We start from the raw sequence: 22,481 nt of genomic DNA, 5'->3' as shown, positions 1-22,481 counted from the left end.
AAACGTCACGCAAAAGAAATTGGCGGTGTTGGTTGACACGCTGTCAGCTCTCCCATACTTTCCCGGTAACCGGTTACATGAAACCGGTTTCAGCGAGGTGCGATAACGTAAGTCCGTGGCAACGATTCGTGAGCTGGCGCGCCTTTGCGGGGTTTCGCCGGCGACTGTCTCCCGCGTGTTCAACAGCCCCGAGGTGGTGAACGCCCAGACCCGCGAGCTCATTCTCAGCACCGCGACACGCATCGGATACTCGCCCAACGAGTCGGCCCGCACTCTGGCCACCAAGAGGTCCCACATGGTCGGCCTGATCTGGGACACCGACCACCGCCGTCCCGGTTGGCGGCACCCGTTCTTCCAGGACATCCTCATCGGGCTGAAGACCGCGCTGAGCGAGCGCGGCTACCACCTGCTCATGCTCGCCACCAGCGAGGACGGCACGCCCGACAGCTATCTCCGCGCCGTACGCAGGCACAACCTCGACGGCGTGGTCTTCATAGACAACGGCAGGGCCGACCCCTCGCTCCAGCCGCTGGCAGGATCAGAGGTGCCGTGCGTCTCCCTCGACCGGCCCGTCCAGGGGCCGTGGACCACCTACGTGACCTCCGACAACGTGGGCGGGGCGCGCGAGGCGGTCCGCCACCTGCACGCGACCGGGCGCCGGGTCATCGCCACCATCACCGGCCCGGTCCGCACCGGGCCGGGCGCGGAGCGGCTGCGCGGCTACCTGGAGGAGCTGGCCGCGCTCGGTCTGGCACATCGGCCGGAGCTGGTCGTCGAGGGCGACTTCTACCTGTCCGGTGGTCATGCCGCGATGCGTACCCTGCTGGAGCTGGAGGAGCGGCCGGACGCGGTGTTCGTCGCAGGCGACGAGATGGCGATCGGCGCGCTGCGGGCCGTGACGGAGGCGGGATTGAAGGTGCCCGACGACATCGCGCTGGTCGGGTTCGACGACATCGAGCTGGCCGCGCTGGTGCCGCCGGGACTGACGACGCTGGCCCAGGACAAGGCGGGCTTCGGTATGGTGGCGGCCGCGGCGGTCATCACGATGATCAACGAAGGCGTCACCCCTCTCCCGCGGATCCTGCCCACCCCGTTGGTCGTCCGCGGCTCCACCGGGTAGACCGGAATCCTCCGGGTCACAGGTGGGCGGCGCGGTCGTCGATGCCGCGCCTCCGGACGGCCAGATCCTTGACCTCGCCCGCCGTCCCGGTGGCCGTCAGGGCGGTGGCGAACAGGATGAGCTGGTTGAGCACCTTCAGGAACAGCAGCATGCCCGCCGCGCCCGCGACGACCCGGTAGGCGGGGTTGGCCGCGGTGAGGTTGACGTAGACCTGGCCGAGCGTCTTGAGGATCTCCAGCCCGGCGGTGATGACCAGCGCCGGGCCCATCACGCGGCGCAGCGGCATCCGTAACCGGGGCGGCGCGGTCAGCAGCGCCATGGCCAGCAGCGTGTTCACGCCGAGGCCGAGCACGATCCCGGCCGCGGTGAGCACCCACTGGGCCGGGAGGGCCTCCACGCCCACGGTGAGCACGGCCAGCCACGTCAGCAGCCGTTCGGCGGCGAAGGCGACGGCGAGCGACAGGGCGAGCAGCAGCCCCAGCCCGGCCATCACGCCCAGGTCGATGAGCTGGCGCAGGAAGAAGTTGCCCGGGTACTCCTCCAGCCGCCAGATCGCCCGGGTGGCCGAGCGCAGGGTGTCCATCCAGAACAGCCCGGTCACCGGCAGCGCGACGAAGGCCACCGCGCCGGCCGTGCCCCCGGCCTCCCGCAGCGCCTGGACGTCGAGGCGCGGGAAGTTCTCGCTCAGGTAGTGCTGGACCGTGGCGAGGACCGTCGGGTCGTCCATGACGTGGCCGAGGATGCCGAAGGCCAGCAGGGCCAGGGCGAAGGTGGCGAAGAAGGAGTAGTAGGTGAGGGCCGCCGACAGCCGGCCGCCGTCGGCCTTGTCGTAGCGCACCACGGCGCGGGACAGATGGTCGAGCCAGCCGTGCCGGTCGCGGGCCCGCCGCCAGGTCGCCACCAGGCCCTTGAACGGTCCGGTGGCGTTCATGACGCGAGGTTCCCTTCGCTTCCGTCCTGGTGGCCGTACGCCGCCGGGTGCTCACCGTACCGCGACGAACGCGGCGCACAGCTCTTGCCCTGGAACAGCCGGTCAACGCATGCTCAACGAATTCTCAACAGAGGCGCTCCTACTCTGCGGTCGACAAGATTCCGCAACAGGGGAGAGCACATGCGTAACCTCCGAACTCTGGCGGTCGCCGCGATGGTGGCCGGCGGTGTCCTGACCGCCGCCTCGCCCGCCGGCGCCTCCGTGCGGGACGCCCGTCAGGTGTCGCACGCCCAGGCCGCGGGACCGATCAACTACTCGTGCGGGGCGCGGCTGAGGGTGAGTCGCGACGTGCCCAGGAGCACATGGCAGCGCATGGCAGGGGCGTCGGGGCGCCGCGGCGCGGTCTACCTGTACGAGGCCAACGGTGTCTACAGAGGCCGTGACGTGTGGTGGGCATGGGGCACCGGCCTGCGCGCCGGCGACAGGGTCTCCGTCGACTGGACGGACGACGGAGGCCGCACCTACCACGCCTGCCACGCGGTCGTGGGCAGGGGAGGCCGCAGCGCCACGTCGTTCGCGGTGGACGCCCCGGGGGGCCGCAAGTTCCGCGCATGCGTGAAGGCCGCGGGCAAGTGGTCATGCACGCGCGGCTGGTGGGAGGTCAGGGGATCCTAGGGCCTGGGCGGACTTCCGATCTTCAGGCGGGTCGAAGGCGGCGCATGAGGTGACAAACCCGTATAAGGGCCGCTTCAATAGCACTGACCATGGACGACGCTGATGTGACCGGAGACCGGGTGATCTCTCCGGTCCTCGTGGGGCGGGCCGCGGAGCTGCGGCGCCTGCTGGCTGTGGTGGCGCGCGCGCCTTCCGTCGCCCTGATCGAGGGCGAGGCGGGGATCGGCAAGACGCGGCTCGTCGGGGAGCTCGCCTCGGAGCCGGAACTCGGCGCTCACCTGCTGCTCGTCGGTGGATGCGTGCAGATCCGCGAGCCGTTCCCTCTCGGTCCGCTCCTCGACGCGCTGCGCGGCACCGGGGAGCATTTGGACAAGGCGCTCCTGTCACCGGTGACCGGCGCCCTGCGTCCGCTGCTTCCCGAGCTGGCTCCCTGCCTGCCGCCGGCGCCCGAGCCGCTCGACGATCCCGCCGGCCGGCGGCATCGGGTGTTCCGCGGGCTGGCGGAGCTGCTCAGGGCGCTGGGCCCGGTGGTGCTGGTGCTGGAGGACATGCACTGGGCCGACGAGCAGACGGTGGCGTTCCTCGGTTACCTGCTGGCCGACCCGCCGGCCGGGCTCGCGCTCGTGCTGACCTTCCGCGGCGAGGAGGTCGACCCGGGCATCAGGGCGCTCATGACCCGGCACCGCGCCGAGGTCACACGGGCCCGCATCGTCCTGCCGCCGCTGAACGTGGCCCAGACCAACGAGCTGACCGCCTCGATCCTGGGCACCGCGCAGGTGTCGGAGGAGTTCGCCGCCTACCTGTGCGAGCGGACCTCCGGGCTGCCGTACGCCATCCAGGAGCTGGTCGCGCTGCTGCGCGGACGCGGCATGCTGGTCCAGCGCGGCACCGGATGGGCCCGCAAGGCACTCGACGCGCTGGACGTCCCCGCCGGGGTGCGTGACTCGGTGCTGGAGCGCGTGCGCGGCCTGAGCGCGAGCGCGCAGGCGATGGCGGAGGCCGCGGCCGTGCTGCAGGTGCCCGTGCCGGTGTCCGTACTCGTGGCCACCTGCCACGCGCGGGCGCAGGACGCCCGCGCGGGCCTGGACGAGCTGCTGGAGCGCGGCCTGTTCACCGAAGGCGCGGGGGCTGCCGGGTTCCGGCACATGCTGGCCGTTCAGGCGGTGTACGAGAGCGTCCCGCTGCCCAGGCGGCAGTCGCTGCACGCGCGCGCCGCGGCGGCCGTGTCGCGGCAGCGTCCCGAGCCGCTGGGGCAGATCGCCCACCATCACCGCCGCGCCGGCGACCACGACGCGTGGGTCGAGGCCGCGGAGAAGGCCGCGGCCCAGGCGGTGGCGCTGGCCAACGACGCCGAGGCGGAGCGCCTGCTGGAAGCGGTGCTTCGGCACGCGCCCCTCGATCCGGTCCGGCAGGGCCGGATCGCGGTGCGGCTGGGATGGGCGGCCGGCTACGCGCTGTCCGCGGGCGAGGTCATCGACCTGCTGCGCGAGGCCGCGCAACGGCAGCCGGCAGGCCCTGTGCGCGGTGAGCTGAACTTCCTCATCGGTCTGCAGCTCGAAAGATCGGGCGCACTGCGCGAACGCTTCCGCCAGATCGCCGATGCCGTTCCCGAGCTGCTGGACAACCCCTTTCTGGCAGCCTCGGCGATGGTGGGGCTGAGCATTCCGAACGGCCCCGGCATCCCGCTCGCCGAGCATCTGTCGTGGCTCGACCGGGCACTCGCCCTGATCCCGGCCATCGACGAACCCGAGCGGAGGGTCTCCGTCCTCGGCAAGGCCGCCATGGTCCTGACCTCCATCGGCGACCCGCGCCGGGCCGCGCTGACCGGGCAGATGCTGGAGCAGACCGGGAACCGTCCGGCCAATCGGTGGGAGGTGGTGGCCTACGACTCCGTCGGCGCGATCGCCGCACTCGCCGGACACCATGACACCGCGAAGGAACTGCTGGACACCGCTCTCGCGGAGGCCGTCAGGCACGACGTCACGCGCCTGACCGAGTTCAGGTGCCGGGTGGATCTGGCCGTCCACGCCTACTGCACCGGTTCGTGGCAGGGGCTGAGGGAAGAGGTCGAGGTCCTGCTGGACCTGTTCGCCGGGCAGCGGACCTACCACGTCCTGGCCGAGACCGTCGCGGCGTGCCTGGCACTCGCGCAGGGCAGGCTCGACGGCATCCGGTTCGACGACCTGGTGCGCGAGAACCTCGAGACGGGCGCCGTGGACATGTTGCCGCTGCCGGTGAGCGCGCTGCTCCGGCTCGCCACGGCCCGGGGCGGGGCGAGCGCCGCGGTGGCGGGCACCGCCGCGACGTTCGCCCTGTGGGCGGACAAGGGATTGTGGCCGGTCGGCGTGCGGGCGGTTCCGGCCTTGGCCGAGGCTCTGGTCAGTGTGGGCCGCGCCGACGAGGCCGCCGAGCTGGTGACGCGTCTCGATCGCGAGCTCGCCGAGCTGGACGCCCCTCTCGCGCCGGCGGCGCTCGAGCACGCCAGAGGCTTCCTGACGGGCGACGCCGAACGGTTCACGGCCGCCGCGGCCGCCTATGACCGGCTTCCCGCGCCCTACGAGGCGGCGCAGGCGCGCGAGCAGGCCGCCACGCGACTGCTCGCCGTGGGTGACGAGCGGGCCGCCGACCTCCTGTCGGCCGCCATCGAGGCGTACGGCAGGCTGGGCGCCGGCTGGGATCTCGATCGCGCCACCCGAGCGGGCAGGCAGTGGGGCCTGTCCTCGCCGGCCCGCCATCGGGGCGGCCCCCGCGGTTACGGCTCCGAGCTGTCGCCGAGGGAGAGCGCGGTGGCCAGGCTGGCGGCCACCGGCTTGACCAACAAGGAGATCGCCAGGCAGCTCTTCGTGTCGGCGAAGACCGTCGACAAGCATCTGGGCGCCGCGATGCGCAAACTCGGCCTGCACTCGCGTGCCGCGATCGCCAACCGTCTGGCCGACGTACAACAAATGGGGCATTCGCCCCATAGGTAACTCGCGGCCGGAGCCTCGACCCTTGTCGCATGCCCGACCATGCTCCCGAAGACAAGGACGATGACCAGCAGGTTGCCGACGGCACACCGGCGCCGGAGCTCGACGACAGCTGGGTCGACGCATGAGGCCCGCCCGTAGCGCTGCCCCGTCCCCCATCCCGCAAGAAGGCAGGAACGCAGCATGCCCAGACTGTTAGCCGGAGCCGTCGTCACGGCGCTGGTCGCCGGACTGCTCACGACGGCGGCCGCGAGTGCCGCCTCCGGGGATGACGGCGACGTCGTCACGCCGGCCGGTTCCGGTGGTGGCCGGTGGAACGTCACCCTGATCACCGGTGACACCGTCCGGCTCACCCGGGACGGCAGCGGCCGCTACACCGCGACCCCTGAGGCCGTCCGCCGCCCGGACGGCAGCACGCCGATCTTCCGGAGCGAGGCGAGCCCGGAAGGGATCTTCGTGATCCCGGATGACGCGCGGCCCGCCATCGAGGCGGGGGTCCTGGAGCGCCGCCTGTTCGACGTGCGGTACCTGGCGACCAACGGCTTCGCCGACGACGCGGCCGGGCAACTGCCGCTGATCGTGCAGTACCTGGGCAGCGCTCCGCAGGCCTCGGTCGCGGCCACCGCGCAGGCACTGCCCGCCAGCACCGCCCAGCGCTCGCTGCCCAGCATCCACGGCGCCGCGGTGGCGGTGGACAAGGACGGCGCGCTGGACTTCTGGTCCACCCTGCGCGGCCGGAGCGCCGCGACACCGGACAAGCAGCTCACGTCGCTGACCGGCGGGATCGGGAAGGTGTGGCTGGACGCCAAGGTCAAGGTCGACCTCGCGGAGAGCGTGCCGCTGATCGGCGCGCCGGAGGCGTGGAAGGCCGGGTTCGACGGCTCCGGCACCACCGTCGCCGTCCTCGACACCGGGGTCGACGCCGCCCATCCCGACCTGGCCGGGAAGATCGTCACCAGCCGCAGCTTCGTCCCCGGCGAGGAAGTGGCCGACGGCCACGGCCACGGCACCCACGTGGCCGCCACCGTCGCCGGCTCCGGCGCCGCCTCCGGCGGCTCCCGCAAGGGCGTCGCACCCGGCGCCAAGCTCGCCATCGGCAAGGTTCTCGGCAACGCCGGATCCGGTGACAGCTCCGCCATCATCGCCGGCATGGAGTGGGCCGTCGGCGAGGCCAAAGCGAAGATCGTCTCGATGAGCATCGGCGGTGACCCCACCGACGGCACGGACGTGCTCTCGCAGGCCGTCAACGAGCTCAGCGAATCGACCGGCGCGCTGTTCGTGATCGCCGCCGGCAACTCGGGGCCGGAGAAGGAGACCGTCGGCACGCCCGGCGCCGCGGCGTCGGCGCTGACCGTGGCCGCCACCGACAAGTCCGACGCACTGGCGAGCTTCTCCAGCCGGGGTCCGCGCGTCTCCGACGGCGCGCTCAAGCCGGACATCGCCGCACCGGGCGTGAGCATCATCGCCGCCCGCGCGGCCGGCACCAGCCTGGGCACCCCCGTCGACGACCTCCACACCACGCTCTCGGGCACCTCCATGGCCACCCCGCACGTCGCCGGGGCCGCGGCCATCCTCGCCCAGGAACACCCCGACTGGCGCGGCGAACGGCTCAAGGCGGCCCTCATGTCGACCGCCAAGGACGCCGGGCACACCGTCTACCAGCAGGGCGCCGGCCGGGTGGACGTGGCCCGGGCCATCTCCCAGAAGGTGACCGCCACCACCCCCAACGCCGACTTCGGTTCCATCGCGGTCGGCCAGAACGACACCGTGGACAGGACCGTCACCTACGCCAACGACGGCGACGCCGAGGTGACCCTGACGCTCGGCGCCACCATGAAGGACGCGGCGGGCGCGCTGACGGTCGGCGCCCCGACCGTGACCGTCCCGGCGGGCGGGACCGCCTCGGCCACCGTCACCCTGCACCCGGACGGTCTCGCCAGAGGCGCCCACACCGGCGCCCTGGTGGCCACCGACGCCGCGGGTGCGCACGTCACCACCCCGATCGGCCTGGTACGCGGGCCCAAGCGGGTCCCGCTGACCATCCACACCATCAACAGGTACGGTCAGGCGCCGGGGCCCCTGGAGTTCTACGTCGCGGCGACCGCGGTCGACGTCCCCGGCACCTACGGCGTCAAGGGGGCCTCCTACCTCGGTGACGGGACCTACCGGTACATGGTCGAGCCCGGGACCTACGCCGTCTCGGCCGGAATCGTGCACCAGCCGGTCGACGGCGGAGCCGGCCCGACGGCCACGCTGATGGATCCCGAGGTCGTCGTGCCGGAGGGCGGGCGCGAGATCACCCTGGACGCCCGCAAGGCCGTCCTCCTTCGCTACGAGACCCCGAAGCCGATCGACCTGGGACACGCCGTCGGCGCCATCACGTCTGTGCGCACGGCATGGGACGGCATGCCGGTGGCCTCGGGAGAGATGGGCCTCATCGCCGGCGGAGACCGGTATGTCAGCCCCACCCGGAAGGTCACCAAGGGGAAGTTCCTGTTCTCGACCCGGCTCACCGCGTTCAACGAGCAACTGGCCGTGCGTGCTGTGGCCCCCCAGAAGTACCCCATCGGATCCTGGACGAACGAGTACTTCGACAAGGGACAGAGCATGGGAGTGGAGGACATCCCCTTCCCGGCCGGGACCCGCAGCTACAAGCCGGCCTACGTCGGCGCCGCCAGTCCCGAGGAGATCGCCGCCACCGACCTTCGCGGGAAACTCGCGCTGCTCGTCGTCGGCCCGCCCCAGGCGTGCGAGATCGACATCGAGCGTGTCCGGCGGTTGAAGGCCGCCGGCGCCGTGGGCATCGTGCTGTTCCCCAACGGCTCGGCCCCCCAGTGCCAGGTCCCCACCTCGACCCATGGTGCCGGAACGGCGGAGCTCCCGGTGGCGCAGATACTCAGGACAGCCGGTGAGAAGCTGCGTGCACAGCTGGCCCGCGGCCCCCTCACCCTCGAGGTCACCAGTACTCCCACCATCGACTACACCTACCAGCTGCAGGAGTACGAGGAAGGCAGGATCCCCGCCGACCTCACCCACCGCTACTCCCAGAACCGGCTGCGCACCGTGGACACCGGCTTCCACGGCCCGGACGGCCCTGGCCGGCAGCTCGAGGTCTGGCACAGCTTCAAGCCGCTGGAGATGGTGTCGTTCTCGGCCGCATTCGGCTTCGCCGGACCTGCCCAGCGGCCCGAGTACTTCAGCGGGTTGTCCACGGACACGCTCCGGTTGGGCACCGTGGACGCCGGCAGCACCGAATCCGCCAGGATCGCCACGACGGTCGAGGCGGCCGGCAGGGAGACGCGGAACTGGAACGCGGGCGTGCTCACCCCCGGAAGCCAGATCATGCCCTCGCTGCCCGGGATCAACTACCGGCTGGAATGTCCGATGTGCCGGGCCGGCGATGTCTTCCTGGCCTCTTTCAGCCTCGTGAACGGCAACGGACGGCAGGGACGAGAAGACACCTATCTCAGCGGCCTCGCGAAGTTGTACAAGGACGCCGAGCAACTCCCGCGCCACCAGGGCAGCCCCTACCCGATGTACAGCCTGCCGAAGGAGGAAGGCGTCTACCGGCTCGAACAGACTGCGCGCGGCAACACCAACGTCTGGACGTTCCGGTCCAAGGGCCGTCCGACGGACACCGTCACCGGCACCCACGTCTGCCTGTCCCTGCCGCAGCTGACCGGCGCGTGCGGGCCCCAGCCGCTGGTGTTCGTCGGCTACGACCTGGGGGACACGCAGGCGCTGGACAACAGCGTCCCGGCCGGGCGCCGGCACACGTTCGAGATCGACGTGAGCCACGCGCCGTCCACCGAGAGGCTGCCGGCGATCGCCGGGCTGAAGCTCTCCTACAGCACCGATGACGGCCGGACCTGGCAGAACGCCACGGTCAGGAAGGGCCGGGACGGCGTGTTCACCACCACGCTCACCTATCCCGCGCTCGCCCGTACCAAGGGGGCCGTCAGCCTCAGGGCCGAGGCGTGGGACGCCGACGGCAACAAGGTCGAGCAGACCACGGCCCGGGCGTTCACGCTGAGCTAGTCCCGCCGCGGAGATGTCGGGAGCGTATCGCGCTCCCGGCATCGTCGTGTCCCAAGGCGCCCTCGCCGTGCCACCGCTTGGCGGGCGCATCGGCGGCGGTGCGCGTCAGAAGCGATGGCGCAGGATCCAGCCGCTCTCCCTCCAGGCCGGCACCATGGTGATCAACGAGCACAGCAGCCGGTAGTGCGGCGGGCTCAGCGCGAGTAGCGGCATGTCGGTCTGGTCCAGCTTCTCCACCAGGAGCAGCCGCTCGTCCAGCCCCTCGGCCGCCCGCGCGTCCTGCAGCGCCCATTTCTCCTCGATGCCGAGCCTCTCGAAGAGCGCGGACGGCTGCTTCGCGTGTCGGTCCCGGGTTTTGGTGGAGATGTTGTTGAAGACGATCTCGCCGGTGGGGAAGTGGTCCGCACCCGACGAGCACGCCGCCCGGCTCCTGCTGCCCGCCCACCGCGCGGCGGAGCGGGGGCAGCGGCTGGCGGCGGATTCCCTGCTGCGCGTGCTGCTGGCCCGGCTGATCGGCGCTTACGGCAACCGCCGGTCTCCGGCCCGTGCAGCCGAGGCCGGCTCCGGCGCCGCCGCCAGGGCGCGCGAGATGCTGCACGCGTCCTGGACCGACCCGCCGGATCTGCAGGAGCTGCCCGCAGCAGCGGGCATCACGCCGTTCGCGCTGCTCCGCTCGTTCCGCCGCGCCTACGGGCTGCCGCCGCACGCCTACGTCGTCCAGTTACGAGTGCGGCAAGCCCGCAAGCTGCTCGAAGGCGGAATGCCGCCCGCCCAGACGGCGGTCGCGACCGGTTTCTGCGACCAGTCGCACCTGTCGCGGCACTTCCGGCGGATCGTCGGAGCAACCCCGGGGTGTACCAGAGAGGCGTCCGCTCCACCGCTCTTGGACGACCCGGCTGAGGCACGCGCGCAGCCGGTTCTGGAGCCGATGGGTACGATCCCGGCCGCGATCAGGCCCGCCGCGGCCTACGGCTCAGCATGGCGAAGACGTCGCAGGATCACGTAGGACCCTGCCCTGATCGCCCCAGCATGGTGGTGACCAGGAGTTCCACGCCGTCGAGGGATGAGTCGAGATGGTGCCGGGCCAAAGAGCCGTGCATGCGCAAGGTGGCGATGCCGTGGCTGAACGCCCAGGTGGCGGCGGTCAGGGTCGCGGTGGGGACGTCAGGTCGCCAGCCCTGGCGCTGGCACAGGCCGATGTGCTCGCGCAGGGCCGCGAAGGCCGCATCGCCGGCGCGCTGATAGTCAGGGTCATCGGGACGGATGAGCGCAGGGCGGAACATCACCTCGAACCGGCCGGGATGCCGCTCGGCGAACTCGGCATAGGCGCGGGCGAGGGCGGGAAGCTGGTCAAGCGGCTGCCCGTCGCGCGTGGCCGCGAGCGCGTCGCCCAGATGCTCGGCGAACAGATGGAACCCCTCGACGGCGACGGCGGTCAGCAGCCCGGCCTTGTCGGTGAAATGGTGGGCCGGTGCGGTGTGCGACACCCCGATGCGGCGTGCGACGTCGCGCAGGCTGAGGTGGTCGGCGCCGACCTCGTCCAGAGCCGTCACGGCGGCCTGGATCAAGGCGTGGCGGAGGTCTCCGTCGAAGTGCACGCCGACGTTGCGAGGGCGCGCCGGACGGTTATCAGCTTGCGAATCATGCTTGATTGACACTGTCCAACTCCGTTAGATTGACACTGTCAATCTAACGGAGGACCCAGATCATGAGCACCTTCGCAGCACGGCAGCGGAACGTCAGATGATCGGCCGCATCGCGGCGGCGGTCTACCGGCGCGGGCTGGCCGCGGTCGAGAAAGGCGACATCGACACCCTTCTCGCTAATTTCCGGGCCGACTGTGAGCTGATCTTCATCAGTGACACGGCGCTCGGTGCCCGTCTCTCCACTCGCGCCGACCTGCGACGCTGGTTCGAGCGGTTCGGACGCTTGCTTCCGAATCCACGCTTCGAGGTCCGACGCCTCGTCGTCGGTGGCCCCCTGTGGAACCAGCGCTTGGCCGCACACGTGATCATTCGCAGTACCGTCCTCGGCGAGCCCTACCAGAACCAGTTCGCCCAGTTCCTCACCATGCGGTGGGGCAAGGTGGTGGAGGACCTGATCCTGGAGGACACCCTGACGTGGCAACGGGCCAGTCGTCGTCTGGTGGAGGCGGGCCACCCCGAGGCCGGCGCCGAGAGGCTGGGCGAACCCGGAGCATGACCGGCCGGCAAACCCCGCATCGCGCCACCGCTCAGCAGGCGGCTGCGGCGCGGGGGTTCATACGCAGGTCGTCCGTAGTGGGCACGACACGTACCCGCTCGGCGGGAAATCCGGCGATCTGAGCGGCCTTGGCCAGGCTGTAGTGGGTGTGTTCGGTCACATAGATGGTGCCGTCGCCGAAAGAGGCGCCGAGCCGGTCATGGCGGGCGGCCACGACCGCCGAGAGGGTGGCGACCGAGGCTCCCGTGGTGACCAAGCCACCCGCCCCTGGGGGGAGGCCGAACCGGCCGGCCAGCCAGGCGAGAACGCCCTCCTCCATCTCCACCAGCGCGGGGGCGGTCTGCGCCACGCCGGTGTAGCGGTTGGCGACCTGAGCCAGCAGCTCGGCCAGGGCGGAGGAGACGAGACCTCCAGAGGGGAAGTAGGCCAGGTAGCCCGAGCCGGCGGTGTTCACGCCCTGTGCGGCGGCCTGGCGGAAGACCTCCAGCAACGCGGCGAAGTCGCCGGGGTCGTCGGCGGGCGGACGACGAAATCGAGGGCCTGCCTGCCGAGAGCTTCGGATGTGCCGGGCGGAAGGTTCAGAGGGAGGCGTTCATTCCGGGAGGTCATGCCACCACGGTAGGAAAGCCGCGCCGAGTGAATATTGGACGTTCTTGCACCATGCTCTTCGCCCCGCGGGGGATGGAGTCACCCCACGGCGGACTTCGATACAGGCTCCGGGCGAAGCCGGGTCCCTGGGGCTCAGGGACCCGGCGTTCTGATCAGCGGTCGCTGGAGGCCGCGCGGTAGTGCAGGTCCTGCACGAACGGTGTGGTGGTGATCGGGTAGGGCGAGACGACCTTCGCCGTCGTGGCGGCGTTCCTGGTCACGGTGGCCGAGGCGGTGCCCGCCTTGAGCGGGAACGTCTTGGCCGACACTCCGGCGGGGGCGTCGTAGGTCTGCGTCGTGCCGCCGATCGTGACCGACACCTTGCCGGCCGCGGTGAGCATGCTGAGCACCTCGACCGTGTCACGGGCCGCCGTGCTGCCGCCGCGCAGCTTCATCAGCTTGGTCTGCGCGTACGTCGGCGTGGCCGCGACCGGCTGGATCCGGTGGGTGAGGTAGGCCACGTCGTTGGTGATCTTCGGGCAGCCGAGCTTGTAGCAGGTCAGGTAGTAGGCGTTGATGTCCAGATAGGTCCACCCGGCATGGGCTGAGGGGGCGAACTGGGTGTTCTCGGAGTAGTCGTTCCAGGTGGTGAGCTGGACCCAGTCCGCCTTGCCGTCGATCGCGCCCTTCCAGGAGGCGCGCAGGTTCTCGGTGTTGCCGGCCTCGTCGAAGATGCCCTGGTTGGGCCGCTCGTCCTGGACCGACACCGGCTGCATCCAGATCTTGTCCATGTCGTGCGCGGTGGTGATGTTGGCGGTCAGCGAAGCGTTGCCCGCCGGGTTGCGGTTGCCCCAGTTGGAGAAGCCGTAGCTGATGGAGGCGAAGGCCGCGCGGTTCTTGTTGAAGTCCAGGAACGTCGGCACCAGGGCGACCTTGATGCCGTGCTTCGTCTCCATGGTCTTCATCCAGTCGGCCCACCAGGCCGCGGTGCGGCCTTCGGCCTTGAACGGCGCCACGACCAGGCGGTTGTCGGCCAGCCGGTAGACCGACTTCGAGGCGGCCAGCTTGGCGATCGAGGAGGCAAGGGTGGCGCTGTCGACCGAGGCCAGCCCGTTGGTGTCCGGCATGAGCACGATCTTGAAGCCGGGGTCGACCGCTTCGGCGGCCTTGATGAGGTTCTGCACCCGCGTCCAGTGCGCGCTGGTCACCGACAGGATGTCGACGGTGAAGCCGTCCAGCCCGGCGGCGATGGCCTGCTTGACCTCGGTCTTGAAGTCGGCCAGCGCGTAGTCGCCGCTGAGCGGCGCGCGGCCGATCGGCCGGTCGCGCAGCAGCCCGCCGTAGGCGGCATGCTTGCCGCTCTCACCCTCCGGCTTCAGGTAGTTCCTGGCGTAGTAGTCGCCGGCGGGCGCCTGGTTGTCCAGCGAGACCGGGTACGGGGTGAAGTAGTGCGCGAACACCTTCTTGCCCGACGCCCGCAGCGCCGCCGTGCCGGCCAGGGTGAAGGGCAGGGGCCCGTCGGTCTGCTCCTGCCCGCCGGTTCCCTCGGTGTAGGTGACGGTCAGCTTCGGGCCGCGGTTCCCGCTCTCGCGCGAGGACATCAGCACCGTGGTCGTGTCGGACGTTCCGGTGAGGGCGAACGCGTAGGTGCCGTCGCCCTTGACGGCGGAGGAGACGTCCAGCCGGGTCGTCGAGCCGGTCGTGAAGCCGGTCTTCGAGCCGATCGCGGTTTCGTCGACCGCCGGCCGGTTGCTCCACGTGGTCGTCGCCTCCGACCACGTACCGGTCACCTGATGGGCGGAGATGGTGGTGTCGGTCGTCCGGGCCGAGACGACGTCCAGGGTGACCTTGAGGTCCTCGGCGTCCTCCGGGATCCCGGTGACCTTGAAGCGGGTCAGGGCCAGGCGCTGTCCCGCGCCGGCGCCGCCGCAGCCGGAGCCGCAGACGCTCAGCCACGTCGCGGTGGCGAAGCTCTTGGCCGGCTCGGCCTGGCTGACGAACACGTCCTCCGCGGCGGTGAAGGTCACGCTGACCGGCGTTGCGGCCGACGCCTGGGAGGCGGTGACGGTGACGGACCCCAGCGTGGTGAGGGCCGCCACCGCCACGAGTAAGGACCGATATCGGTGGAACAAGGAGACTCCTCTGTCTTCGGGTATGGCCATGCTCCGGGCGCGTGGGCGCGACCCAGGACGGGGGAAGACCTTCTGCGTCGTTCTCAGGCGCGGCCTGGCACGCCGCTGTGATCGGTGATCTTTCCATAACGCGCCACCGCGACGTCTCTTCTCGCTGTTTCGGCTCAGGCGGTCGGAGGTGGGGGAGGCGCGGTGCTTTCGCGTACGACGAGTTCGGTGGCCAGCTCGACGCGGCTCTGTGGCGGCGGCTCGCCATGGGCCAGTCTCAGCAGCATCGAGGTGGCCGCGGCGGCCATCTCGGTGAAGGGCTGGCGGATGGTGGTCAGCGGTGGGATGGCCCATCTCACCGACGGCATGTCGTCGAAGCCGATCACACTGAGATCGTCCGGAATGCGCAGGCCGAGCTGATGGGCCGCATGGTAGACGCCGATGGCCTGGCCGTCGTTCGTGGCGAAGATCGCGGTTGGCCGGTGGGGCAAGCGCAGCAGGCGGTGTGCTTCGGCCAGACCGCCTTCGATGTAGAAGTCCCCCCGGCCGATCAGCTCCGGGTCGACGGGCACCCCGGCCATGTCGAGAGCGGTGCGGTAGCCGTCGAGGCGGGCCCGGCTGGACAGCGCGGAGTCGGGCCCGGTGATGATGGCGATGCGGCGGTGCCCGAGCTCCAGGAGGTGGCGGGTGGCCGTGAGCCCGCCGTTCCAGTTGCCGGCGCCGACCGACGGGATGTTCCTCGCGGGAGCGTCGGCCGGATCCAGCAGGACCAGCGGGATCTCGCGGCAGGCGAGCTGCTCGTGCTGGGCCTCGGTCAGGCCCGAGAACACCGCGATCACGCCGCTCGGGCGGCGCCGCAGCACGTCCTCCAGCCAGGCGTCCCCGGCGGTGCGGTCATGGCCCAGGTCCGATATCCCGACCATGAGGCCGTGCTCACGCGCGACCTCCGCCACTCCTTTGGTGATCTCGACGGGATAGTCGCCCTCCAGCGCGTGGAAGACCAGCTCCACCAGGGCCGTCGGCGTGGAGCGGCGGCGCTGGCGCCGGTAGCCGTGCCGGCGGATGAGCTCCTCGATGGCGGCACGGGTTTCGGACGACACTTCGGAACGGCCGTTCACGACCTTGGAGACCGTCGCGGTGGAGACACCGGCCAGCTCGGCGAGCTGGGCGATGGTGAGAGCGGACGACTCCGTGGTCATGGCGGCAGTCTAGTCACGGGGCGCGGGAAGGCGGGCGGTCCCGTCCTGCCGGGATCGAGCGCCGTTCGACAGGCGGCCCGGGCCCGCCGGGCCGCCTGTCAACGCCCTCAGTGCTGCAGTGTCAGCAGGCCCGGCCGGTAGGGCAGGAGGCCGTAGTCGCCGCCGGAGCTGGGGTTGCGGCCCTGGTAGAGCAACTGCAGGTTGCAGGGGTCAACGGTCATGGTCTGGTCGGCGCTGGTGCGGATCAGCTCGCCGTGGCTGATGTCGTTGGTCCAGGTGGCGCCGCTGTTGGCCTTGCCGGCGAAGGGGTTGCCCTCGGTGGCGGCCTGGGGTGTCCACGAACCGTTCAGGCTGGTGGCCGTGAACGAGCGGAAGTAGCGGCCCTGCGAGCCGATCGCCTCGACGAGCATGAGGTACTGGTTCCGGCCCTGGAGCTTGTAGACCTGAACGGCTTCGAACAGGTTGTTCGTCGTGTCGCTCATGACCACCGTCGATGTCGTGCCGAAACTGCCGGGGAAGTTCCCGATGGGCATGCTCGCGCGGTAGATCTTGCCGTTGTCGCCGGCGAAGAACAGGTACATGTTCGTGCCGTCACCGATGACCGTCTGGTCGATGGGGCCCGTGCCGGAGCCGGAGATGCTGCCGGAGAAGAGCGTCTGCTGCGCCGACCAGCCGTTGGGGTTGGTGGGGTCGCTGGAGGTGCGGTAGGAGAAGGCGGTCCCACCCCACTGGTAGGCGAGCACCCAGACGTTCTTCGGGGCGAAGTAGAAGAGCGTGGGTGCGACAGCGGCGGACGACATCGTGTTCTGGCCGGCCGAGGCCATGTCGGACCAGTTGGTGAAGGGGCTGAAGCTCATCGAACCCCACTTCGTCCCCGTGTCGTGCGTCGTGGCGTAGACGAGATGCCGGCCGTTGTAGGGGGCGACGGTGAAGTCCTTGAGCGAGACCCACCCCGACTTCGGGTTCGCCAGCGGGCCCGTCGAGGTCCAGCGGTACGTCGACGGAAGGGCGCACGTCCCGGGGTTGCCGCCGCCGATGGGGACGAGCTGCCACTGCTGGTTGGTGCCGCCCCAGTCGTCGTACTGGACGATGTTGGCGCCGTCGGCGGTGGAGGCGCCCTGGACCTCCAGGGCCTTGTTGCTGTTGCGGTTGGTGAACCGCACGTAGCCGCCGTCGGAGTCGGAGAGTTTCCACTGCTGGTTGGTGCCGTTGCCGTCGGCCCACTGCACGATCGCGCCGCCGTTGGCGGTGGAGAAGTTGTAGACGTCCAGCACCTTGCCGGAGTGGCGGGACCTGAGCCGGTAGTAGCCGCCGCCGGAGTCGACGAACTGCCATTGCTGCTGGTTGCCGTCGTTACGGGTCCATTGGGTGATGCGGCCGCCGTCGGCGGTGGACAGGTTGTAGACGTCCAGGGCCTTGCCGCTGTTGCGGTTGACCAGCACGTACCAGGCGTTGGTGTCGATGGTGGTCGCGTGGGCGGACTGGACGGCGACGAACAGGCTCACCAGCAAGGTGGCCACCGTCACGAGGACGGCCGGCAATCTGGGTTTCACGATGTGCTCCGATTCGTAGGGTCGGGTCGTCAGGGGGTCGTGAGGTCGAAGCGGCGGACGGTCACCGCGCCGCCGAGGGACTGGGTGGCGTAGTTGAAGATTCCGTAGCGGTAGCCCATGAAGAACTGCCAGGCGTTGTTCAACGTGAAGGCCGGGCCGAGGCTCACGAAGGTGCTGCCGTCGGTGCTGTAGGAGAAGCGGGCCTGCCTGCCCGAACCCGGCCGGATGTCGGCGCTGACCCGCAACCAGAGCCGGCCGCCCGAGATGTTCGCGCTCGCCGCCTCGGTGCCGGTGCCGGTGGTCTGCCACGAGGTGTTCATGGTCAGGCCGTTGGTCATCACGACCCGGTTGACGCCGTTGTCGCGTTTGACGCCGATCCAGGCTGACTGGTCGCGCAGCATCGCCAGCCCGGCGCGGTCGCCGTTGGCCATCTGCGAGTGGTCGAGCTCGATCGTCGCCGTCGAGGACGGGCCCTGGATGCGGTGGGTCAGGGTGTTGCGGGCGTTGTAGAGGTCGCCGGTGACGGTCGCGGTCTGCAGGCGCAGGCCGTTGCCGGTGGAGAAGCGGCTGGTGTCGGGGTTGTGGTTCCATTCCCAGCGGGGGCCCAGCGTGCCCGAGGTGAAGGTGTCCGGGCCGATCATGGACGCGACGGTCCGGCTGGTCTGGATGTTCGGGCGCGGGTAGTTGACGCCCCAGCCGCCGTTGACGGTCTGCACGGTCGGCCAGTCGCCGGTCCAGGTGATCGGTGCGAGCGCCGGGACACGGCCGCCGGGGTAGGCGTCGACGAACGACATGTAGTACCAGTCGCCGTTCTGGGTCTGGACGAGCCCGCCCTGGTGCGGGACCCCGCCGCCGGGGACGGGGCCGGGCATGTCGAGCAGGACCTGGCGCATCTCGTACGGGCCCCACGGCGAGGTGGAGCGCAGCACGTACTGGCCGTTGGCGGGGCGGGTCAGCCAGATGTAGTAGTAGCCGCCGCGCTTGTAGAAGCGGGAGCCCTCCAGGGTGCCGACGCTGCTCGGGGTCTGGAACACCTGCTGGGAGCGCACCTGGCTGAGCCCGTCGGCCGAGAGCTGGGCGACGCTGATGGTGCTGTTGCCGTAGGCGACGTACATGGTGTCGTCGGTGTCGACCAGCAGGCCGGCGTCGTAGTAGCAGTTGTTGATCTGCGAGCGTTTGTTCCACGTGCCGTCGACGGCGGAGGCGGTGTAGACGTAGGTCCGGTTGAACTCGACGCAGCCGATCCAGTAGTAGGTGCTGTTGCTGGGCCGGTAGTTCAGCGCCGAGGCCCAGATGCCCTTCACGTACGCCCGGCCGCCGTTGAGGTCGTAGGCGCTGGAGTTGAAGTCGAGCCTCGGGACCGAATGCCCGGCGTACTCCCAGTCGACCAGGTTGTAGGAACGCAGGATCGGCGCGCCCGGCGAGTAGTGCATCGTCGAGGCCGAGTAGTAGTAGGCGTCGCCGACCCGGATGATGTCGCCGTCGGCGAAGTCCTGCCAGACGACCGGGTTGGCGTAGGTGCCGCCCGGATTCGGGGTGCCGCCGATGGGGACGAGCTGCCACTGCTGGTTGGTGCCGCCCCAGTCGTCGTACTGGACGATGTTGGCGCCGTCGGCGGTGGAGGCGCCCTGTACTTCGAGGGCTTTGGAGCTGTTGCGGTTGATCAGACGTATGTAGCCGCCGTCGGAGTCGGAGAGTTTCCACTGCTGGTTGGTGCCGTTGCCGTCGGCCCACTGCACGATCGCGCCGCCGTTGGCGGTGGAGAAGTTGTAGACGTCCAGCACCTTGCCGGAGTGGCGGGACCTGAGCCGGTAGTAGCCGCCGCCGGAGTCGACGAACTGCCATTGCTGCTGGTTGCCGTCGTTACGGGTCCATTGGGTGATGCGGCCGCCGTCGGCGGTGGACAGGTTGTAGACGTCCAGGGCCTTGCCGCTGTTGCGGTTGACCAGCACGTACCAGGCGTTGGTGTCGACCGTCGCGGCCGACGCCTCCTGGGCCGTGAGTAACACGCCCACCAGGAGCAGGGCCGACAGAGCCGCGAGCACGCGCCTCACAGGAACCTCCAGAGCTTGTCGTTCGCGCCGTTGTCGTCGGCGAGGACGGCCTGCGCCCCCTGCGACGTGCCGGCGAGGCCGAGGACCCGGCCGCCGTTGGCGCACTGGATGCGGAAGGCGGCGCCTGACCCGTAGCGCAGCCGCCAGCGATGGTCGGCGGTGCCGTTGTCGGCCCACTGCACGACACGCGACCCGGCAGCGGTGCCCATGTTCGTCACGCCCAGCACCTTCTGGCTGTTGGCATTGCGCAGCCGCAGGTATCCGCCGGTGTCGGCGACCGCCGTCCACAGGTGGTCGGCGGTGCCGGTGTCGCCCCACTGCACGACGAGCGCGCCGTCGGCCGTCGACATGTCGGTGACGCCGAGCACCATGCCGGAGCCCACGTTCTGGATACGCCGCGCGCCGTTCGGCACGAACCGCCACTGGTTGTCCGGGCTGCCGTTGTCGGAGTCCTGGACCACCTGGGCGCCCTCGGCGGCCGAGCCGTTCTGGACGGCCAGCAGTTTGGAGCTGTTGACGTTGCGGATCTTGACGGAGCCGTCGCCGGCGTCGGTGATCGTCCAGCGGTGGTCGGCGGTGCCGGTGTCGCCCCACTGGAGCACTCGGGCGTTGTCGGCGGTCGACATGTTCTCGACGCCGAGCACCTTGCCGCTGTGCACGTTGCGGAGCCGCAGGGCACCGCCGTCGACGACCGGGACCCAGTCGTGGTCGTCGGTGCCGTTGTCGGTCCACTGGAGGGCCAGGCCGCCGTCGGCGGTGGACATGTTCTGGATGCCGAGGACCAGCCCGGTGGCCGCGTTGACCAGCCGGAAGCTCGCCGGGCCTGCTCCGCCCTGGCCACCGGTGTTCCAGTAGACGACGTAGTTGTGGTCGTGCGCGTCGTAGAACGGCCCCAGCCGCACCGGCGCTCCGTCGGCCGTGGCCGTGAAGGCCAGGGAGGAGGTGCTGGTCCGGGTGATCGAGGACGGGGTCAGGGCGGGGGCCGCTGACAGGCTGGTCTCGCCGTAGTCGCCCGACAACACGACCGGGCCGTAGGTGACGGCTTGTACGTCGGGGTTGTCGTTGGCGGCCTTCATGACCACCCGCATGGGCAGCCGGACGGTGACGGTGTCGTCCGAGGTCCACGACCTGGTGAGCTCGGCGTAGGAGCCGGGCGCGGTGGCGATGTCCTGCCCGACCCCGTTGACGCTGATCGTCGCGCCCTGGGTCCAGGCGGGGATGCGGATGCGCATCGTCCACGATCCGCTCGCGTTGCCGGTGACCCGCAGCGAGGTGGTGTCGCCGGCGGGGTAGGAGGTCGTCTGGGTGACCGTGATGCCGCGCCGGCTCCAGTCGAGCGTGGAGGGCACGAACAGGTTCACGAACAGGGTCGTGCCGTTGTGGAAGTAGATGGAGTCCATCAGCTTGGTGTTGGTCTCGATCCCGGTGCCCTGGCAGCACCAGAACGAGTTGTAGTCCGTGCTCCAGGTGCCGCCGCCCCAGGCCGGGCCCACGCCCCGGCGTCCGCCGGGGTTGAGCGGGGTGAAGTAGGTGACGTGCCCATGTGCGTCGGTGGGGTGCTGCTGCCCGATCAGATGGTTGAGCAGGGCGTTCTCGTAGTAGTCGAAGTAGTCGGCCCGGGTCGGTGACAGCGTCCACAGTTCCCGGGTCAGCTTGAGCATGTTGTAGGTGTTGCACGCCTCGCCGGTGTCCCTGGTCAGGTAGGAGGCGATCGCGCCGGGGGCGCGGAAGTGCTCGGCCTGACTGTTGGAGCCGTTCGCGTACGTGTGCGCGCCGACGGTGATGGACCAGGCGTTGGCCGCGATGTCGCGGTAGCGGGTGGTGCCCGTCGCCTTGTACTCGCGGGCCGCCCCGATCCACTTGGGCACCTGGGTGTTGGCGTGCAACCCGTTGAGCTGGTCCTGGTTCGCGGCCAGCGGGTTGAACACGGCCGCGTGGTCGAACCGCTGGGCCGTGGTCAGCCAGCGGGAGTCGCCGGTCATCTGGTACAGGTCCGTCAGCACGGCGTTCATGCCGCCGAACTCGGTGCCGAGCATGGCCTGCATCTGGCTGGAGCCGAGTCGCGACGTGCGGGTGTCCACCCACCCCGCCAGAGCCAGCAGCACGGTCCTGGCCTGGGTGTTGCCGATCAGCCGCCAGACGTCCAGCAGTCCGGCCAGGGTCTTGTGGATGCAGTAGTACGGCACGTTGCCGTTGGTCAGGGTGCGGTTCTCCAGGGCGGTGATGTCCGACTCGGGGAAGCCGGACAGGTAGCCGGTGGTGAATCCGGCGGCGCCGTTGTTGGCCTGGCATCTGGCCAGCTCGGCGACCATGTGGTCGGCTTTCTCCCGGCAGGTGGTGTCGCCGAGCACGGCGTAGGCCTGCGCCCACGCCGTCAGGAAATGGCCCTGCGCGTGCGACCGGAACGGGAAGGTGGGCGCGTCCCAGCCGCCGTCGGCCGCCGCGCCTTCGGTGGACAGCCGGTGGTTGGCCCGGAAGACGTACAGCAGCCGGTCGACATCGACGAAGCGCAGGTAGGTGAGGGTGCGGTTCTGGTTGTCCAGCAGGCGGCCGGAGGTCAGCCGGACCTGGCCGAGGTCGAACTCGTAGGCCGAGACGCCGATGTCGGGTCTGGCCCAGGGGAGTGCGGCCGGAGCGGGGGAGGCGCCGGCTGTCCGGCCGACGACCGAGAGCGCGGCGGTCGCGCCGGTGGCTTGGAAGAGCTGACGACGGCTCAAGGACATGCGGAGCTCCTTGGGGTGGGGGGGCGGTGACCGGCCGCGGCCGGTCACGTGTTCAGCAGGTCAGGCCCTTGGAGAGGCCGCTCTCCGGTCGATTGTTAGCGTTAACATCACATCCTGTGGAGCTGTCTTGACCTCCTCCGTGGAGCGTGTTGTCGCGGAGTACATCCGACGGTCCGGCTCGCCGTCAACGAAAGGCGCCCCGCGCCGGCCTGGGTGTCGCCATCGGAACGCCATTCCTCCTGGAGCTTTCCGTCCTAGGAGATCGCGCCGCACCGCTCGTGCATGTGAAAGTTTCACATAAGTTACCGGCTG

General features: G+C 70.3%; 15 protein-coding genes. 6 read left to right on the top strand and 9 right to left on the bottom strand.

The window, feature by feature from the left end:
• Positions 1–115: 115 nt before the first annotated feature.
• On the top strand, positions 116–1,120 hold the full coding sequence (locus ABZS51_RS27030) for a LacI family DNA-binding transcriptional regulator (RefSeq protein WP_310714717.1): 1,005 nt from the start codon (positions 116–118) through the stop codon (positions 1,118–1,120).
• Positions 1,121–1,136: 16 nt separating this feature from the next.
• On the opposite strand, the gene ABZS51_RS27025 is transcribed toward ABZS51_RS27030, so the two are convergent.
• The gene (locus tag ABZS51_RS27025; RefSeq protein ID WP_355446417.1) at positions 1,137–2,051 is read right to left on the bottom strand and encodes a YihY/virulence factor BrkB family protein; all 915 of its coding nucleotides are present in this window, start codon (positions 2,049–2,051) and stop codon (positions 1,137–1,139) included.
• A 180-nt stretch (positions 2,052–2,231) separates the two neighbouring features.
• On the opposite strand from ABZS51_RS27025, the gene ABZS51_RS27020 reads away from it, so the two are divergent.
• From ABZS51_RS27020 to ABZS51_RS27010, 3 genes are all read left to right on the top strand, one after another.
• Positions 2,232–2,726, top strand: a complete 495-nt coding sequence (locus ABZS51_RS27020; protein ID WP_355446414.1) for a hypothetical protein — start codon at positions 2,232–2,234, stop codon at positions 2,724–2,726.
• A gap of 89 nt (positions 2,727–2,815) precedes the next feature.
• Entirely contained in the window at positions 2,816–5,695 is a 2,880-nt protein-coding gene (locus tag ABZS51_RS27015; protein ID WP_355446411.1) for an AAA family ATPase, read from the top strand.
• Between the two features lie 180 nt (positions 5,696–5,875).
• On the top strand, positions 5,876–9,730 hold the full coding sequence (locus tag ABZS51_RS27010) for a S8 family serine peptidase (RefSeq protein ID WP_355446409.1): 3,855 nt from the start codon (positions 5,876–5,878) through the stop codon (positions 9,728–9,730).
• 105 nt (positions 9,731–9,835) lie between these two features.
• Here ABZS51_RS27010 and ABZS51_RS27005 read toward each other — a convergent pair whose 3' ends face one another.
• Positions 9,836–9,967 carry a hypothetical protein gene (locus ABZS51_RS27005; RefSeq protein WP_355446406.1) on the bottom strand — a complete coding sequence of 44 codons (132 nt, stop codon included), beginning with the start codon at positions 9,965–9,967 and terminating at the stop codon, positions 9,836–9,838.
• A gap of 133 nt (positions 9,968–10,100) precedes the next feature.
• Here ABZS51_RS27005 and ABZS51_RS27000 point away from each other — a divergent pair, with 133 nt between their 5' ends.
• Positions 10,101–10,736, top strand: coding sequence for a helix-turn-helix domain-containing protein (locus ABZS51_RS27000; protein ID WP_355446403.1), 636 nt, complete (start codon positions 10,101–10,103; stop codon positions 10,734–10,736).
• Here ABZS51_RS27000 and ABZS51_RS26995 read toward each other — a convergent pair.
• On the bottom strand, positions 10,729–11,328 hold the full coding sequence (locus ABZS51_RS26995; protein ID WP_355446400.1) for a TetR/AcrR family transcriptional regulator: 600 nt from the start codon (positions 11,326–11,328) through the stop codon (positions 10,729–10,731). The genes ABZS51_RS27000 and ABZS51_RS26995 overlap by 8 nt on opposite strands.
• A gap of 145 nt (positions 11,329–11,473) precedes the next feature.
• Between ABZS51_RS26995 and ABZS51_RS26990 the strand changes: the two genes are divergently transcribed.
• Positions 11,474–11,932, top strand: coding sequence for a nuclear transport factor 2 family protein (locus ABZS51_RS26990; RefSeq protein WP_355446397.1), 459 nt, complete (start codon positions 11,474–11,476; stop codon positions 11,930–11,932).
• A 31-nt stretch (positions 11,933–11,963) separates the two neighbouring features.
• On the opposite strand, the gene ABZS51_RS26985 is transcribed toward ABZS51_RS26990, so the two are convergent.
• The 6 genes from ABZS51_RS26985 to ABZS51_RS26960 all read right to left on the bottom strand — a co-directional run bounded on the left by ABZS51_RS26985 (position 11,964) and on the right by ABZS51_RS26960 (position 22,169).
• On the bottom strand, positions 11,964–12,494 hold the full coding sequence (locus ABZS51_RS26985) for a pyridoxal-dependent decarboxylase (RefSeq protein WP_355446441.1): 531 nt from the start codon (positions 12,492–12,494) through the stop codon (positions 11,964–11,966).
• A gap of 199 nt (positions 12,495–12,693) precedes the next feature.
• Positions 12,694–14,652, bottom strand: a complete 1,959-nt coding sequence (locus ABZS51_RS26980) for an endo-1,3-alpha-glucanase family glycosylhydrolase (RefSeq protein WP_355446394.1) — start codon at positions 14,650–14,652, stop codon at positions 12,694–12,696.
• 164 nt (positions 14,653–14,816) lie between these two features.
• Positions 14,817–15,839, bottom strand: a complete 1,023-nt coding sequence (locus ABZS51_RS26975; protein WP_355446391.1) for a LacI family DNA-binding transcriptional regulator — start codon at positions 15,837–15,839, stop codon at positions 14,817–14,819.
• A gap of 107 nt (positions 15,840–15,946) precedes the next feature.
• Positions 15,947–17,392, bottom strand: coding sequence for a non-reducing end alpha-L-arabinofuranosidase family hydrolase (locus ABZS51_RS26970; RefSeq protein WP_355446388.1), 1,446 nt, complete (start codon positions 17,390–17,392; stop codon positions 15,947–15,949).
• A gap of 29 nt (positions 17,393–17,421) precedes the next feature.
• Complete coding sequence (locus ABZS51_RS26965; protein ID WP_355446385.1) at positions 17,422–19,446, bottom strand: RICIN domain-containing protein; 2,025 nt, start codon at positions 19,444–19,446, stop codon at positions 17,422–17,424.
• Positions 19,443–22,169: a beta-L-arabinofuranosidase domain-containing protein gene (locus ABZS51_RS26960; RefSeq protein ID WP_355446382.1), complete on the bottom strand. Its 2,727-nt coding sequence runs from the start codon at positions 22,167–22,169 to the stop codon at positions 19,443–19,445. The genes ABZS51_RS26965 and ABZS51_RS26960 overlap by 4 nt, the downstream gene beginning before the upstream one ends.
• Positions 22,170–22,481: the final 312 nt, after the last annotated feature.

This window comes from Nonomuraea sp. NPDC005501, assembly GCF_040605905.1.
Lineage (GTDB): Bacteria > Actinomycetota > Actinomycetes > Streptosporangiales > Streptosporangiaceae > Nonomuraea.
The sequence above is the reverse complement of the archived record's forward strand: the minus strand, read 5'-3'. Positions and strand labels throughout refer to the sequence as shown.

Bases quoted from the DNA above. Each gene is read 5' to 3' on its own strand.
- ABZS51_RS27025 (WP_355446417.1), bottom strand. From the start codon at position 2,051: ATGAACGCCACCGGACCGTTCAAGGGCCTGGTGGCGACCTGGCGGCGG.
- ABZS51_RS27020 (WP_355446414.1), top strand. From the start codon at position 2,232: ATGCGTAACCTCCGAACTCTGGCGGTCGCCGCGATGGTGGCCGGCGGT.
- ABZS51_RS27015 (WP_355446411.1), top strand. From the start codon at position 2,816: ATGGACGACGCTGATGTGACCGGAGACCGGGTGATCTCTCCGGTCCTC.
- ABZS51_RS27010 (WP_355446409.1), top strand. From the start codon at position 5,876: ATGCCCAGACTGTTAGCCGGAGCCGTCGTCACGGCGCTGGTCGCCGGA.
- ABZS51_RS26990 (WP_355446397.1), top strand. From the start codon at position 11,474: ATGATCGGCCGCATCGCGGCGGCGGTCTACCGGCGCGGGCTGGCCGCG.
- ABZS51_RS26975 (WP_355446391.1), bottom strand. From the start codon at position 15,839: ATGACCACGGAGTCGTCCGCTCTCACCATCGCCCAGCTCGCCGAGCTG.
- ABZS51_RS26960 (WP_355446382.1), bottom strand. From the start codon at position 22,169: ATGTCCTTGAGCCGTCGTCAGCTCTTCCAAGCCACCGGCGCGACCGCC.